The organism is Plasticicumulans lactativorans (assembly GCF_004341245.1).
GTDB lineage: Bacteria > Pseudomonadota > Gammaproteobacteria > Competibacterales > Competibacteraceae > Plasticicumulans_A > Plasticicumulans_A lactativorans.
Genome location: NZ_SLWY01000004.1, coordinates 110,289 through 123,566, shown reverse-complemented (window position 1 = coordinate 123,566; position 13,278 = coordinate 110,289). Strand labels below are relative to the sequence as shown.

At 75.2% G+C, this 13,278-nt stretch carries 10 protein-coding genes; 3 read left to right on the top strand and 7 right to left on the bottom strand.

What is annotated here, in order from left to right; translation table 11 throughout:
- Nucleotides 1-600: 600 nt before the first annotated feature.
- Nucleotides 601-1,050 carry an Hsp20/alpha crystallin family protein gene (locus EV699_RS04045; protein WP_132539222.1) on the top strand — a complete coding sequence of 150 codons (450 nt, stop codon included), beginning with the start codon at nt 601-603 and terminating at the stop codon, nt 1,048-1,050.
- 85 nt (nt 1,051-1,135) lie between these two features.
- Nucleotides 1,136-1,618, top strand: a complete 483-nt coding sequence (locus tag EV699_RS04040; RefSeq protein ID WP_132539220.1) for a hypothetical protein — start codon at nt 1,136-1,138, stop codon at nt 1,616-1,618.
- A 19-nt stretch (nt 1,619-1,637) separates the two neighbouring features.
- Here EV699_RS04040 and EV699_RS04035 read toward each other — a convergent pair whose 3' ends face one another.
- The 7 genes from EV699_RS04035 to EV699_RS04005 all read right to left on the bottom strand — a co-directional run bounded on the left by EV699_RS04035 (nt 1,638) and on the right by EV699_RS04005 (nt 11,081).
- Entirely contained in the window at nt 1,638-2,660 is a 1,023-nt protein-coding gene (locus tag EV699_RS04035; protein ID WP_132539218.1) for a hypothetical protein, read from the bottom strand.
- Entirely contained in the window at nt 2,657-7,033 is a 4,377-nt protein-coding gene (gene mukB / locus EV699_RS04030) for a chromosome partition protein MukB (RefSeq protein WP_165904024.1), read from the bottom strand. The genes EV699_RS04035 and mukB overlap by 4 nt, the downstream gene beginning before the upstream one ends.
- Complete coding sequence (locus EV699_RS04025) at nt 7,020-7,694, bottom strand: chromosome partition protein MukE (RefSeq protein ID WP_132539214.1); 675 nt, start codon at nt 7,692-7,694, stop codon at nt 7,020-7,022. The genes mukB and EV699_RS04025 overlap by 14 nt, the downstream gene beginning before the upstream one ends.
- Before the next feature lie 3 nt (nt 7,695-7,697).
- Nucleotides 7,698-9,041, bottom strand: coding sequence for a hypothetical protein (locus EV699_RS04020; RefSeq protein ID WP_132539212.1), 1,344 nt, complete (start codon nt 9,039-9,041; stop codon nt 7,698-7,700).
- An 82-nt stretch (nt 9,042-9,123) separates the two neighbouring features.
- On the bottom strand, nt 9,124-9,765 hold the full coding sequence (locus tag EV699_RS04015; RefSeq protein ID WP_132539210.1) for an anti-virulence regulator CigR family protein: 642 nt from the start codon (nt 9,763-9,765) through the stop codon (nt 9,124-9,126).
- 257 nt (nt 9,766-10,022) lie between these two features.
- Nucleotides 10,023-10,499 carry a peptide-methionine (R)-S-oxide reductase MsrB gene (msrB, locus tag EV699_RS04010; protein WP_132539208.1) on the bottom strand — a complete coding sequence of 159 codons (477 nt, stop codon included), beginning with the start codon at nt 10,497-10,499 and terminating at the stop codon, nt 10,023-10,025.
- 138 nt (nt 10,500-10,637) lie between these two features.
- Entirely contained in the window at nt 10,638-11,081 is a 444-nt protein-coding gene (locus EV699_RS04005; RefSeq protein WP_165904023.1) for an SLATT domain-containing protein, read from the bottom strand.
- Between the two features lie 111 nt (nt 11,082-11,192).
- Between EV699_RS04005 and rep the strand changes: the two genes are divergently transcribed.
- Nucleotides 11,193-13,235, top strand: a complete 2,043-nt coding sequence (gene rep / locus EV699_RS04000) for a DNA helicase Rep (RefSeq protein ID WP_165904022.1) — start codon at nt 11,193-11,195, stop codon at nt 13,233-13,235.
- Nucleotides 13,236-13,278 lie beyond the last annotated feature (43 nt).

Below are 13,278 nucleotides of genomic sequence, written 5' to 3'. Positions count from 1 at the left end.
CCCAACGTTTAGAGTGACAAGTGATAACAGGTGAAGTAGAGCCCTGCATTACCTGTGAGTTGCGGATCAATAGGCATATGAAGAAACCCCACTACAATTGGACGATCTATCGGTCACATAAACGAGCCTGCAGTTGCGGGAGGCTTTCAGAAAAATAGTGGTCGGTCAATCGGTTGGCAAGACTGCACTTGAATGTCCGCATAACACCTGATTCGGTTCATCGGAAATGCTTGCGGACCGCATCGGCACGCACCCGCCCGTCCGCCACCATGACCTTTGCGCACGAATGACATGGCAGCGTGCAGCCCCCGGCCCGGACGGATTTCACCCGTGCCCGTACATACCCGCAGCGCACGCGTCGGCCTTCCCCCCGCGGCAGCCCCTGTGAGCGAACGTCGCTGGTGGCGGCACGGCCGCAGCCCGCGCGGCCGTGGTCGCCGAGCGCGTGTCGGTTTGGTTGATGCAGGTCAATAGATCGGCGCGGGGGCGGGCGTAAAAGGCGCGCCTTGGACCTCATATCGTGACAAGGAAGGCGGCGCGCGGCGCAGGCGGGGCGTGCGCGCCCCGGTCCCTTTCACCCGCCGTGGGGAGGTAAAGATCATGTCCCTGATCAAATGGGATCCGTTCCGTGAGCTGGAGGAAGTCTCCGATCGCCTCAACCGGCTGTTCACACGGCCCGGTGCACGCGCCGAAGGCGCCGAGAAGGGGATGGCGGTGACCGACTGGACGCCGGCGGTCGACATCAGCGAGACCGACACCGCCTACCTGATTAAGGCCGAGCTGCCCGAGGTGAAGAAGGAGGACGTCAAGGTCACGCTCGACCGCGGCATGCTCACCATCGAGGGCGAGCGCCGGCAGGAGAGCGAGGAGAAGAACCAGCGCTTCCACCGCATCGAGCGCTCCTACGGCCGCTGCGTGCGCAGCTTCCAGGTGCCCGACGGGGTCGACACCGCGCGCATCGGCGCCAGGTTCGACAACGGGGTGCTGGCGATCACGCTGCCGAAGTCGGAAAAGACCGCCGCCGACGTCAAGAAGGTGGAAATCGCGTGATCCCGGCGTATACCGGGTCTACGCCCGGGACGAGGGATCGCGGCATCGGTCGCGAAATGTATGCCGGGCGCAGGAGGTTGACGACATGAACGCCAGCAGCAACGAGATGTTCGAGCAGTACATGAAAGCGGAACGCCAACTGTGGAACCAGTGGCTGGACGCGGAACGCCAGTTCGAGGAGGCCACGCGGCCGTTCTGGCAGAACAGCATCGGCCCGATGAAGCTCTGGAGCGAGCAGATGTCGACGCTGTTCGAGGCCAGCCGGGCCTGGCGTGAAGGCTGGATCGGGTTGTGCGGTGGCGGCTTCGGCGCGGCCACCCCGACGCTGTTCGACGGCTACCGGCAGATCCTCGAAGCGCAGCTCGCCTGGCAGCGGCAGTGCGCCGAGCTGTTCATGGGCGCGGCCGCCGGCGGCGCCGAGCACGCCTCGTGGGAGGCGCTCTGCGAGCAGGCGCTGAAGTCGGTCGACGCGGCCATGCGCATGATGCCGGTCGCCGGTGCCGAGCACGCGACGACCTCGGTCGCCGGCGGCCCGCGGGAGCACCAGCGGCAGGCGAAGTCGGCTTGAGCCGGCGCGCCGCCGCGCGTCAGCCCGCCGCCGCGCAGGCGGCGGCGAGGCTTGCCGGCAGCCGCCGGTCGAGCAGGATCGCCTCCTGTTCGAGCCACAGTCCACGTTCCGCGAGCGTCGCCAGCAGCGGATGGCGCTCGCCGGAAGGCGCTTCCGGCCAGGGCGCTGCCGCCGCGGCCGGCGTGAGCCCGAACCCCGCCTCCAGGTACTCGCCCCACCACTCCGGGATGAACGGCGCCGGCGCCCGTCCGAGCGCCGCGGCAAGGCGTTCGCCGATCGCCAGTCCCGCGCCGTCGAGATCGCCGAAGTGCAGCCAGCCGCGCCCGCCGGCGAGCGCCGGCAGGTGGCGCAGCGCGAGCGCCTGGTCGTGCCCCGGCACCCACAGCACCGCCCAGCGCTGCGGCAGCGGCAGCTCGACGTAGGCGCCGAGGTTCTCGACCGTGATCAGCCCCGCCGGCCCCGGCGCGTCCCAGCCGAGGCCGGCATCGAGCGCGCGTTCGGCGAGCACGATCTCGCCCTCGCGCGCGGTGCGTTCGCCGGTGCCGAGCGGCGTGCCGCCCAGGCAGAGTTCGAGCCCCGGCGCGCAGCGCAGCCGCAGCACGCCGTCGGCGCTCGGCGGCACGCGGTGCAGCTCGTCGCGCGCCTGCTTCGAGTGCGCGCCCCACAGCGCCTGCTGCACGCGCTGGTTGAGCCGCGCCGGCAGCGCCACGGGCAGCGTGCGCGCCAGCAGCGCCGCGCGCTGAAGCGCGCGCAGCTCCTCCGGCCGGCCGGGGTCGAGGCCGCCCGCGGCGGCCTCGGCGATGAGCGTGCGCCACGCCGGCAGCAGCCGGTCGAGGCGCCGCTCCAGGCTCGCGCGTGCTTCGGCCGCCGCGCGCGGCGCGCCGGGCAGGCGCCAGCGCCGCGCATCGGCGCGCTCGATGCAGTAGTCGCGGTGCAGGCGTTCGAGCAGCGGGCGCAGCGCGGCGGTGTCGGCGAGGGTGCCGTCGCGCCACAGGCGCAGCAGCGCCGCCGGTTCGAGGTTCGGGTCGGGCGGGTGGCTCACGGCGGCGGCGCGATCTCGATGCGGCGGCTGATCACCCGCTCGCGCCCGTCCTGCAGGATGCGTTCGAGCAGGTAGCCGATGCCGGGGTGGGCACGGTCCACCTGCGGCGCGGCCACCAGCAGCTGCAGCGGCATGCGCTCGCAGAGCTGGCGCAGCGTCGCCAGCGCGTCGCGGTCGAGGCGCGAGGCCTCGTCGAGGAACATGAAGCGCAGCGGCGCGAAGCGCCGGCGGCTGCGCTTCAGCGCGGCGGAGTCCTCCCACGCCTTCAGCGCCATGATCAGCACCGCGATGCCGGTGCCGATGGTCTCGCCGGTCGACAGCGTCGAGCTGCTCGCCACCTCCCAGTGCTGCGCGCCGAAGCGGTTCACCTCCACGCGCAGGTCGAGGTATTCGCGGTAGTCGAGCAGGCGCTCGCCCTGGATCTGCCCGCCGGTGACCTCGCGGTACAGCTCGGCGAGCGCGTCCTCCAGCGACAGCTCGGCGCGGTGGAACAGCTCGCCCTGCCCGCCCAGCGCGTGCAGCACGTCGAGCATGTGCGGGTGCGGCTCGGCGTTGATGCGGATGCGGTAGATCGCGCCGAAGGCGGCGTCGCCAAGCGCGGCGTTGAAGCGCTGGATGCGGCTGCGCTCGCGGCGGATCTGCTGGCCCAGCGTGTAGACCACGTCGGCCGAGCTCATGCGCAGCTTGTCCTCGGCGCTCGCCAGGCTGTCGCGCACCTCGGTGAGGCGCCGCTGCAGCTGCCCGAGCGCGGCGCCGAGGTCGGCGAGCGCGGCGGCGTCGAGCGGCAGCGTGTCGAGCAGGTGGCGGCGCACTGCGGCCCACAGCGCGAGCGCGGCGCCGGCATCGGCGTCGGCGGCGCCGGCGAGCGCCGCCTTCACGCCGTCGTCGTCGCCCAGCGCGTGCGCCTGCTCGTCGCGGAAGAGGAGCTCGCGCAGCGCCGCGCAACTGGCGGTGGCGCGCCGGCGCAGGGCCTCGGCGTCGAGTTCCGCCGCCTCGGCCGCCAGCGGCCCGCGGCCCAGCCAGTGCGCGGCGTGCGCGTGCGCCGCCGCGCGGGCCGCGCGCCAGCCGGATCGCGCCGCGCGCAGTGTCTGGCGCGCCGCGGCGTAGCAGGCGCGGGCGGCGTTGACGTGGTCGGCGGCGCGCTCGCGCGCGTTCATCGCCGTCGAGCGTGCCGCGACCGCCGCATCGCGGCGGCCTTCGGCCTCGCCCAGGGCGGCGGTGGCCGCCGTCACCGCGGCCACGGCGGCGGCGAGCGCGGCGGCGCTGCCGTCGTGGCGGTGGCGTTCGAGCCGCGCGCGGTGCTCGGCGACGCGCGCCTGCAGGTGCCCGCATTCGCCGTCGAGCCGGGCGATCCCGGCGATGGCGTCGTTGAGCTGCGGGCGCAGGCGGTCGAGTTCCGCGCGGGTCGCTTGCAGCGCCAGCGCCTGGTGCGCCTGCTGTTCGCGGCGCGAGGCGAGGAGGTCCTGGCTTTCGGCGAGCTCGGCGGCGGCGCCGGCATAGGCGGGGCCGAACTGGTCCTGCGCGACCGCGTGCGCGAGCGTCTCCACCGCGAGCAGCGTGGCTTCGAGCGCCTGCGCCTCGGCCTCGCAGCGCGCGCAGGCGGCCGCGAGCGCCGCCGGGTCGGCGGTCGGCGGGGCTTCGAGGTCCGGCAGCAGCCGGCGCAGCGCGCGCGCGGCGTCGCGGTCGAAGGCGCGACCGCGGGCTTCGAGCCCGGCGAGCGCGCGGCGCCGCGCGGCGGCCGCGTCGGCGTGGTCCTCGGCGTCGAGCAGCTCGGCCTCGGGCTCGGCGGCCTGCCATTCGCGCAGGCGCAGCGCCAGCGCGTCGTGCTCGCGCCGCAGCGCCTGCGCCGCGTGCGCGTTCGCGCTCAGCCGCTGGCCGAGCGTGTCGCGCTCGGCGGCGAGCGTCGCGAGCTCGGCGCCGGCGGCGTGCCAGTCGAGCGCGTGCGCGTGCGGCGCCAGCGCCCGCGAGCACGCCAGCGAGCGCTGCAGCGCCTCGCGGCGTGCTTCGAGCTCGCGCAGCGTGTGCCGCTGCGCGGCGCAGCGCGCCTCCAGCTTCTCGCAGGCGCGCAGCCGCGCGGCGCGGCCGAGCGTCGGTTCGGCCGGCACCCGGCTGAGGCGCAGCGCCGCGCCCTGTTCGACCAGCCGCCAGTCGGCGGACAGCGCCTGCGCCGTCGGCGCTTCGCCGGGGCCGAGCAGCCACAGGGTGTCGAGCGCCGGGGCGGCGGCGACCAGCGCGGTGGTGGCGGCGGCCGGGTCGGGCACCACCAGCGCCTGCGCCAGCGGCCCGAGCCGCGCTTCGGCCTCGGCGGCCGCGGTCTCGTCGAGCTCGTCGTAGCGGCGGCTCAGCGGCTCGCCGGCGCACAGCTCGGCGAGGCGCACGAGTTCCGGGTCCTCGCCGTGCAGGCGGGCGCGCAGCGCGGCGTGCGCGGTGTCGAGCCGCGCGCGCTCGGCCTCCGCGTGCAGGCACTCGCCGTGCAGCAGCGCGTGTTCGGTTTCCAGCGCCTCGGCGAGCGCGCGCCAGGCGGCTTCGCTGTCGACCTCGCGGCCGCAGGCGGCGTGCAGCGCATCGGCGCGGTCGCGGGCCTCGCGCCAGGCGTCGGCGCGCCGCGCGGCCTCGGCGTGGCGGGCGTCGGCGTCGCGGCGGGCGTCGAGCAGCACCTGCCGCGCTTCGGCGGCGGCCTCGATTTCCTCGTGCAAGGCCTCGGCGCGTGCGCCCTCGCGGGCGAGCGCCGCGCGGAAGCCGGCGGTGTCGGTGGCGTCGAGCGTCGCGGCGAGGCTGCGCAGCCGCGCCTGGCGCGGCGCGAGGCGTTCGTGGTGGCGCAGCGCGTCACGCAGCGCCGGCAGTTGTTCGAGCGCGGCTTCGAGCTCGCGCCAGCCGGCGTCGAGCGCGCGCGCGGCGGCGTGGGCGTCGGCCGGCGCCGGCAGCGGGTCGGCGACCCGCGCCAGCGCGGCGTAGGCGGCATCGAAGCGCTGGCGCTGCGCCGCGGCGGTGGCGTGCTGCTGGCGCAGCGTGGCCAGCCGTGCGGCGAGCGCCAGGCGCTCGCCGCGCAGGCGCTCGTGGTGGGCGGCGGCGGCCTCGGCGGCGAGCCCGGGGGCGGCGAGCGCCGTGCGCGCGGCGTCCAGCGCGGCGCAGGCGCCGCGGTAGACGGCGTCGCGGCGGTAGGCGCCGTCGTAGGCCGCCTGCAGGTTGCCGACTTCGTGGCCGAGGGTCTGGTAGCCGTGCTCCTCGGTCTGCTCGCGGGCCTGCAGCTTTGCGTGCCCGACGGCGAGCGCCTGCCGGTGCGCCTGCGCCGCGTCGCGCTCGCCGGCGGCGGCGGCGAGGCGCGTTTCGGCGGCGTCGAGCTGCTCGCGCTCGGCGCGTGCCGCGGCGGCGTCGCTGCGCTCGGCCTCGGCCTGCTCGCGCCGCTCGCGCGCCCGTTCGCGCTCCGCCTCGGCGGCCTGCCGCGCGAGTTCCGCGGCGTCTTCGCGGGCGATCGCGGCGCTGAGCGTCCGCGTGGCCTGGACGCCGTCGGCGCGCTCGCGCAGCGCCTGCGCCGCGGCGGCGCGCGTCGCGGTGCGCGCGGCGAGCCAGGCGGCCTCGGCCTGCTCCTCGGCGCGGCGGTTCAGCATCTCGATGCGCCCGGCGTGGTGGGCGAGGCGTTCGATCTCCAGGCGGTTGCGCTGGCAGCGGTCGAGGTTGTCGCGCATCTCGCGCACCGCGTTGCCGATGCCGCGGTCCTCGGTCAGCAGGTAGCTGCGCAGGCCGCGCTGGATGTCGCCCGACAGCCCGCCGTACAGGCTGGTGTGCAGCACGCGGTGGAAGCGCGCGCGTTCGGCGTGGTCCTGCATCGGCAGGCTGGTGAGGCCGAGTTCGTAGAGCTGGTCGAGGTAGTCGCGCAGGGTCTCGAAGGTGGTGCAGGTGGCGCCGGCCTCGTGCGCGCGGCGGCGCAGCTCGGGCAGGTCGAGCACGCGCAGGCGGGCGTCGGGCAGGGACTCGACCAGCAGCTCGCGCAGCGCCTCGGGGGCGGCGAGGCCGTCGATCATGAACGGGCGGATGTCGAGCTCCTGCCCGCGCGGGCGCAACTGCACGCCGATCGCCACGCGCCCGCCGCGGCCTTCGAGCACCAGCGCGCTGTAGGCCGGGGCCTCGCCGCCGAGGCGCCCGAGCAGGCCGCTGTCGCCGCCGCCGCGGCCCTCGCCGAGCGCCTGGAAGCGCAGCAGGCTCTGGTCGGGCATCAGCACCACGAAGGCGGCGATCATCACCGTGGTCTTGCCGGCGCCGTTGCCGCCCTGCAGCGTGGTCAGCGCCGGGTCGAGCGCGTAGTCGCGGTAGCTCACGCCGCGCCAGTTGACCAGCGTGAGCTGGCGTGCGCGGCTGAAGTCAGGCGGCGTCATCGGCATCGTCCCCGCTGTCGGCGTCGTCCTGGCCGAGCATCACCACGCCGCGCGCGGCCAGCCGCGCGGCGTCGAGCTGCCCGGCGCCGTCGCGGAACGGCTCGGCGAAGCGGTACAGCGCCTTGCGCAGGCGCACGCAGGGCACGCGCTCGCGCGTCTCGCGGTCGATGAAGCCGAGCCGCGCGAGCCGCGACAGCGCGCGGCCGACCGCCTCGCGGATCTCGCGGTTCCCGGTCTCCTCGTCGACCGCGCGCTTGCGCCCGCTCAGCACCTCGGCGAGCGCGCCGCGGCCGACCGCGTTCTGCAGCGCGAGCAGCACGGTGTCCTCGTCGAGCAGCCACAGCCGCTGCAGGTGGTGCGGGTCCATGCGCAGCAGCGCCAGCACCAGGCCGACCAGCATGTCCTCGCGGGCGAGGTGGCGGCGCGCGAACAGCGCGCCCGACTCGCCCGGCAGCAGGTAGGCGTAGCCCTCGGCGGCGCGCACCAGGCGCGCGCCGTAGCGCGCGTAGAACGCCGCCAGGTGCTCCTCGGCGGCGTTCAGGAAGTGCCAGCGGCGCGCATCGGTCTCGTCGAGGTGCACGCCGCGGCGCAGCAGCGTGTCGACCTCGGGGAACAGCTCGTCGGCCAGGGCGTCGGCGAGCGTGGGGTAGAGCCGGTCCATGTCTCAGCGGGCCTCGGGGGTGAGTTGCAGATCCTCGACCTGCAGCCGCGCGCCCAGCGCCACCGGTGCCGCGGCCGGTTCGTGCGCGGCCTGCGGGTGGCGCGCCAGGGCGTGCGCGAACAGCCGCGCGTACAGCGCGTAGCGCAGGTCGAGGGGGGTGTCGGCGGCGCTCGCCGCGAGCAGCCCGGCGAGGCTCACGCTGCCGCCGCCGGCGAGGGTCGCGTCGAGCGCGGCGGCGAGCGCGGCATGGCGGGCGTCGAGCGCGGCGTCGGCGTGCGCCGGTGCGCCCTCGGCCTCGTCCGGCAGCGTCGCCGCGTGCGCGTCGGCGGCGGGGTCGACGGCCTCGGGGCGCAGCCGCAGCAGCTGGCCGGCGTCGTTGACCACCAGCGCCCAGGGCGCGTCGGCGTAGCTGCGCAGCGCCTCGGCGAGGCGTGCGGCGACACTGCGCTCGCGGTCGAAGCGCACCTGCGTGCGGATGAACTCGTTGACGGTGCGGGTGTACTCGCCCCAGCGCTCGAAGCGCGACTGGCACCACTGCGCCACCGTGCCCAGGCGCAGCAGCAGGCCGGCGGCGCGCGCCGCCACCGCGGCGTGGCCGCCGGCGAGGGCGGCGCTCTCGATCGCCTCCAGGCGCTCGTTGAGCAGGCTGGTCTGCTCGAACATCGCCTCGCGCAGTTCGCGCAGCGTCCCGGCGGCGGCGTTCAGCAGCGGGCCGCAGCGCTCCAGCGCGCTGTCCCAGTCGGCGTCGAGCAGCGCCTGGATCGCCTGGCGGGTGTCGCGCTGCTCGGCGTCGAGCGCGTGCTGGCGCCGCTCGATCGCGCCGATCAGCTCGTGCACCACCAGCCGCAGCGGCGCCTCGACCTGCGCCTCCCAGTGCGCCGGGTCGGCGTCGTGCCGTGCCGCGGCCTCGATCTCGGTCAGGTGCGCGAGCACCGAGCCGAGCACCACGGCGAGCGACTGGCGGTCGAGCCGCTCCGGGCCGAGCGCGTGCTCGAGCAGCGCGCGCGCCAGCGCCGACAGCGTGTAGGTGCCGCCGTGGCGGATGCCGCCGAAGTCGAGCCGGGTCAGCAGGCGCTGCTCGATCAGCCGCCCGACCGCGCGCTCGGCACGCTCGCCGCCGCCGCCGAGCGCGCCGACCACCTCGTCGACGCTGCGGTGCACCTGCATGAGCGTCGCCAGGTCGAACTCGGTGGTGGCGTCGATCTCGCCGGTCAGCGCGAGGCCGGCGAGGAAGGCCAGGTCCTCGGGCGTCACCTCCAGCCGGAAGCCGCTGGCGTAGGCCTGCTGCACGCGCAGCGGCACGCTGACGGCGGCGGCCGGGGGCGGGGACGCGGGCGGCGGGGACATGCGCGGGGCGGCTCTCGCGGCAGGGGCGGGAGCCGGAGTCTAACAAGGTGGCGCCGCCGCGCGTCACGCCGGCGGCGGCCCTTCAGTGGAACAGGTCGGGCACCACGTCGACGATCAGGCCGGTGGTGACCGACACCAGCACCAGGTCGGTGCCGCAGCGCCACCAGCGGTGGTCGACGACCGGCGGCAGCGTCTCGCCGAGTGCCACCGGCACCGTGTGGCGGGCGATGCCGGGGGGCACCGGCTTGCCGCGCACCAGGTTCATGCGGATGCCCGGCGGCAGCGGCTTGGTGCCGATGGCGACGATGCGGTCGTCGTCGTCCACCAGCGCGAGCACGCTGGTGCGCGTCAGGCTGCCCACCACGTAGCCTCCCGGCGTCTTCGTGCCGAGCACGTCGCCCGCGGCCGGCGCCTTGGCGCGCGACTTGTCGCTGCGTGCCGCGGGGGATGCCGGCGCGTGGTCGGCACTGCGGCCGTGCGACCCGGAGGCAGCGCCCGCGCCGTCGTGGCCACCACCCTGGCCGCCGCCCTGGCCGCCTCCGGGGCCACCCCCGCCGCCACCGTGTCCGCCACCCCCACCGTGTCCGCCACCACCGCCCCCTCCACCACCACCTCCTCCCCCACCACCGCCACCGCCTCCTTCCTTGGCGAGCACCACGGGGCTGCCGGCGAGCGCCAGCAGGGAGAGGAGCACCAGGGCGGTCCGGGCGTTGCGTTTGCGCATGGGGGCGTCTCCGGGAGAGCAGTCGATGTCTGCGTCGGCGGCATCAGGTTTCGTGCCAGCATGCCGGAGGCTCGTGCCGACGGCCTTGCCGATCAGGGGTTTGCGTCGGCGCCAGGAGGGAGCGCCACGTGGGCTGCCGTCGTGCCGCGGCGACGGGCGGCGGGCTTCGTCGCACCGTTCCCGCGCCGGATCAGCCCTTTCCGCCGTCGCCGCGCGGCGACGGTGGCTGTCGTCCAGCGGCGACGGTGGCGCGCTACTTACTCGGTGGCGACGTGCTGCGGCGGTTCCTCGCCTTCGGCGAAGAACTCCAGCGAGGCCGAGTTCAGGCAGTGGCGCTCGCCGGTCGGCGGCGGGCCGTCGGGAAAGACGTGGCCGAGGTGGCCGTCGCAGCGCGTGCAGCGGATCTCCACCCGCACCATGCCGTGGCTGGTGTCGCGCAGGCGGCGCAGGTGGGATTCGTCGACCGGTGCGTAGAAGCTCGGCCAGCCGGTGCCCGACTCGAACTTGGCCTCGGAGCGGAACAGCGGCAGCCCGCACAACCGGCACGCGTAGACGCCGCGGCCGCGGTTGTGCAGCAGGCCGCCGCAGAACGGCGGCTCGGTGCCCTGGTAGAGCAGGATGCGCACCGCTTCGGCCGGCAGGCCGGCGGCGAGGCGTTCGCGCTCGGCGGCGCTGAGCGGGGCGAGATCGTAGCCGGCAGCGGAGCGCGGGCGGGTAGCGGGGTGGATGGGCATGGGTGACCTCCCGGTTTTATCGTTGTTGGCGCATACCTTGCGACAACCGCAGCGGCTGGCGGTTGCACATGGACGCCGGGCCTCGCGTGCGCGTGCGCGCCCGATCGTCACCCCCAGCCTAGCAGCCGCTCCACGGGCTCAGCGCGGCGCGGGCGGCGCCGGCAGGGCAGGGCTTTCCCTGGCGAGGGCGTCCCAGCGCCGCCGCAGTTCGTCGAGCCGGGCCGCCAGCTCGGCCTCCTGCGGCGGCGGAAACGCCTGCAGCAGCGCGAGCTTGCGGTGCAGCGCCGCGCACCGCGCGGCGGCCTCGCGCTGGCGCAGCGCGTGCTCGGCCTCGTCGCGGAAGGTCAGCACCGCCGCCAGTACCGCGGCGAACACCCCGGCCAGCGCGGCGAGCACCCGCGCGCCGGCCTCGGGCCCGGCGGCGAGCGGCAGCAGCCCGGCGGCGACGGCGAGCGCGATCGTCGCCAGCCCGAACGCCAGCCGCCGGCGCCCGGCCCGCGTCGCCGCCCGTTCGTGCGCCCACTGCCGGCGCTGCACCGCGCCTTCCCAGTCCGCCACCAGCGTCCGCTGTTCGTCGTTCATCGGCATCGCCCTCCGGCCGCCCGCTGCGGCCCGCCGATTGTCGGCCGCCGCCGCGGCGCACGCCAAACCGCCCGCGTGGCCGCCGCCGGCCGGCACGCCGCAGCGGCTACAATGCGGCCCCCTTCCCGCTCTCCCGGCCCCGCCGTGCACACGCTGAACCCCCCGCAACGCGAAGCCGTGCGCTACATCGATGGCCCCCTGCTGGTGCTCGCCGGCGCCGGCAGCGGCAAGACGCGCGTGATCACGCAGAAGATCGCCTTCCTGGTGCGCGAGTGCGGCATCGCCGCGCGCCACGTCGCCGCGGTGACCTTCACCAACAAGGCCGCGCGCGAGATGCAGGAGCGCGTCGGCAAGCTGCTGCAGGGCGCCGATGCCCGCGGCCTGCGCGTCAGCACCTTCCACACCCTCGGGCTCGACATCCTGCGCCGCGAGGGCAAACACCTCGGCCTGCGCGCGAACTTCTCGATCTACGACGCACGCGACAGCCTGCAGCTGATCCACGCGCTCGCCGGCGACACGCTCGACGCCGAGGCCGCGCAGAAGGTGCAGTGGATCCTCTCGCACTGGAAGAACGCCGGCACCGACCCCGCGGCCGCGCTCGCCGAGGCGCAGGACGAGCCCACCGCCGAGGCCGCGCGGCTGTTCGCCGCCTACGTGCAGCAACTGCGCGCCTACAACGCAGTGGACTTCGACGATCTGATCGGCCTGCCGCTGGCGCTGTTCGAGGCCGACGCGGCGATCCGCGAGACCTGGCAGGGGCGCATCCGCTACCTGCTGGTCGACGAGTACCAGGACACCAACACCTGCCAGTACCGGCTGGTCAAGGCCATCGTCGGCGCCCGCGGCCAGCTCACCGCGGTCGGCGACGACGACCAGTCGATCTACGCCTGGCGCGGCGCCCAGCCACAGAACCTGCGCCTGCTCGCCGAGGACTACCCGCGGCTGAAGATCGTCAAGCTCGAACAGAACTACCGCTCCAGCCGGCGCATCCTGCGCGCCGCCAACACGCTGATCGCCAACAACCCGCACGTGTTCGACAAGCGCCTGTGGAGCGACCTCGGCCACGGCGAGCCGATCCGCGTGATCGTCTGCAAGGACGGCGACGACGAGGTGGCGCGCGTCGTCGGCGAGCTGATTCACCACCACTTCAAGCACCGCAGCGCCTGGCGCGACTACGCGGTGCTCTACCGCGGCAATCACCAGTCGCGCCCGTTCGAGACCGCGCTGCGGCAGAACAACATCGCCTACCGCATCGCCGGCGGGCAGAGCTTCTTCGCCCAGGCCGAGGTCAAGGACGTGCTCGCCTACCTGCGCCTGCTCGCCAACCCCGAGGACGACGCCGCCTTCGTGCGCATCGCCAACGTGCCGCGGCGCGAACTCGGCCCCGCCACGCTGGAGAAGCTCGCCGGCTACGCCGCCGGGCGCGGCATCGCGCTGCTGCCCGCCTGCCTCGAACTCGGCCTCGCGCAGCACCTGCCCGAGCGCGCCGCCGACAAGCTCGCTGGCTTCGCGCGCTGGCTCACCGACCTCGCCGAGCGCGCCACCCGCGGCGACCCGGCCGTCGCGGTGCGCGACCTGGTGCGCGAGCTGCACTACGAGGACTGGCTGAAGGAGCAGGCCAGCGACCCCAAGGTCGCCGCCAGGCGCATGGCCTCGGTCGAGGAGCTGATCGACTGGTTCGCGCGCATGGGCGAGGTCGCCGAGGGGCCGCCGCCGAGCCTCGCCGAGCGCGTCGCCAAGATGGCGCTGATCGACCTGCTCGAACGCCAGGAGGAGGAGGCCGAGGCCGACGCGGTGACGCTGATGACCCTGCACGCCGCCAAGGGCCTGGAGTTCCCGCACGTGTTCATCATCGGCATGGAGGAGGAACTGCTGCCGCACCGCGCGAGCCTCGACGCCGACACCGTCGAGGAGGAACGCCGCCTCGCCTACGTCGGCATCACCCGCGCCCAGCGCACGCTGACCTTCACGCTGACCAAGCGGCGCAAGAAGTACGGCAACTGGGAAAGCTGCGAGCCCAGCCGCTTCCTCGCCGAACTCCCCGCCGAGGACCTCGAATGGGAAGGCGCCGGCGTCGAACTCGCCCCCGAAATCAAACAGGAACGCGGCCGCGCGCACCTGGCGAACCTGAAGGGGCTGCTGGGGAAGCGCTGAGGAGGCGGTGCGGGCCGATGCTGCCGCCGTCGTGCGTGGGCAC

Excerpts from the sequence above, each read along its gene's own strand:
- EV699_RS04045 (WP_132539222.1), top strand. The coding sequence starts at position 601 with ATGTCCCTGATCAAATGGGATCCGTTCCGTGAGCTGGAGGAAGTCTCC.
- EV699_RS04040 (WP_132539220.1), top strand. The coding sequence starts at position 1,136 with ATGAACGCCAGCAGCAACGAGATGTTCGAGCAGTACATGAAAGCGGAA.
- mukB (WP_165904024.1), bottom strand. The coding sequence starts at position 7,033 with ATGACGCCGCCTGACTTCAGCCGCGCACGCCAGCTCACGCTGGTCAAC.
- EV699_RS04025 (WP_132539214.1), bottom strand. The coding sequence starts at position 7,694 with ATGGACCGGCTCTACCCCACGCTCGCCGACGCCCTGGCCGACGAGCTG.
- EV699_RS04020 (WP_132539212.1), bottom strand. The coding sequence starts at position 9,041 with ATGTCCCCGCCGCCCGCGTCCCCGCCCCCGGCCGCCGCCGTCAGCGTG.
- EV699_RS04015 (WP_132539210.1), bottom strand. The coding sequence starts at position 9,765 with ATGCGCAAACGCAACGCCCGGACCGCCCTGGTGCTCCTCTCCCTGCTG.
- msrB (WP_132539208.1), bottom strand. The coding sequence starts at position 10,499 with ATGCCCATCCACCCCGCTACCCGCCCGCGCTCCGCTGCCGGCTACGAT.
- EV699_RS04005 (WP_165904023.1), bottom strand. The coding sequence starts at position 11,081 with ATGAACGACGAACAGCGGACGCTGGTGGCGGACTGGGAAGGCGCGGTG.
- rep (WP_165904022.1), top strand. The coding sequence starts at position 11,193 with ATGCGGCCCCCTTCCCGCTCTCCCGGCCCCGCCGTGCACACGCTGAAC.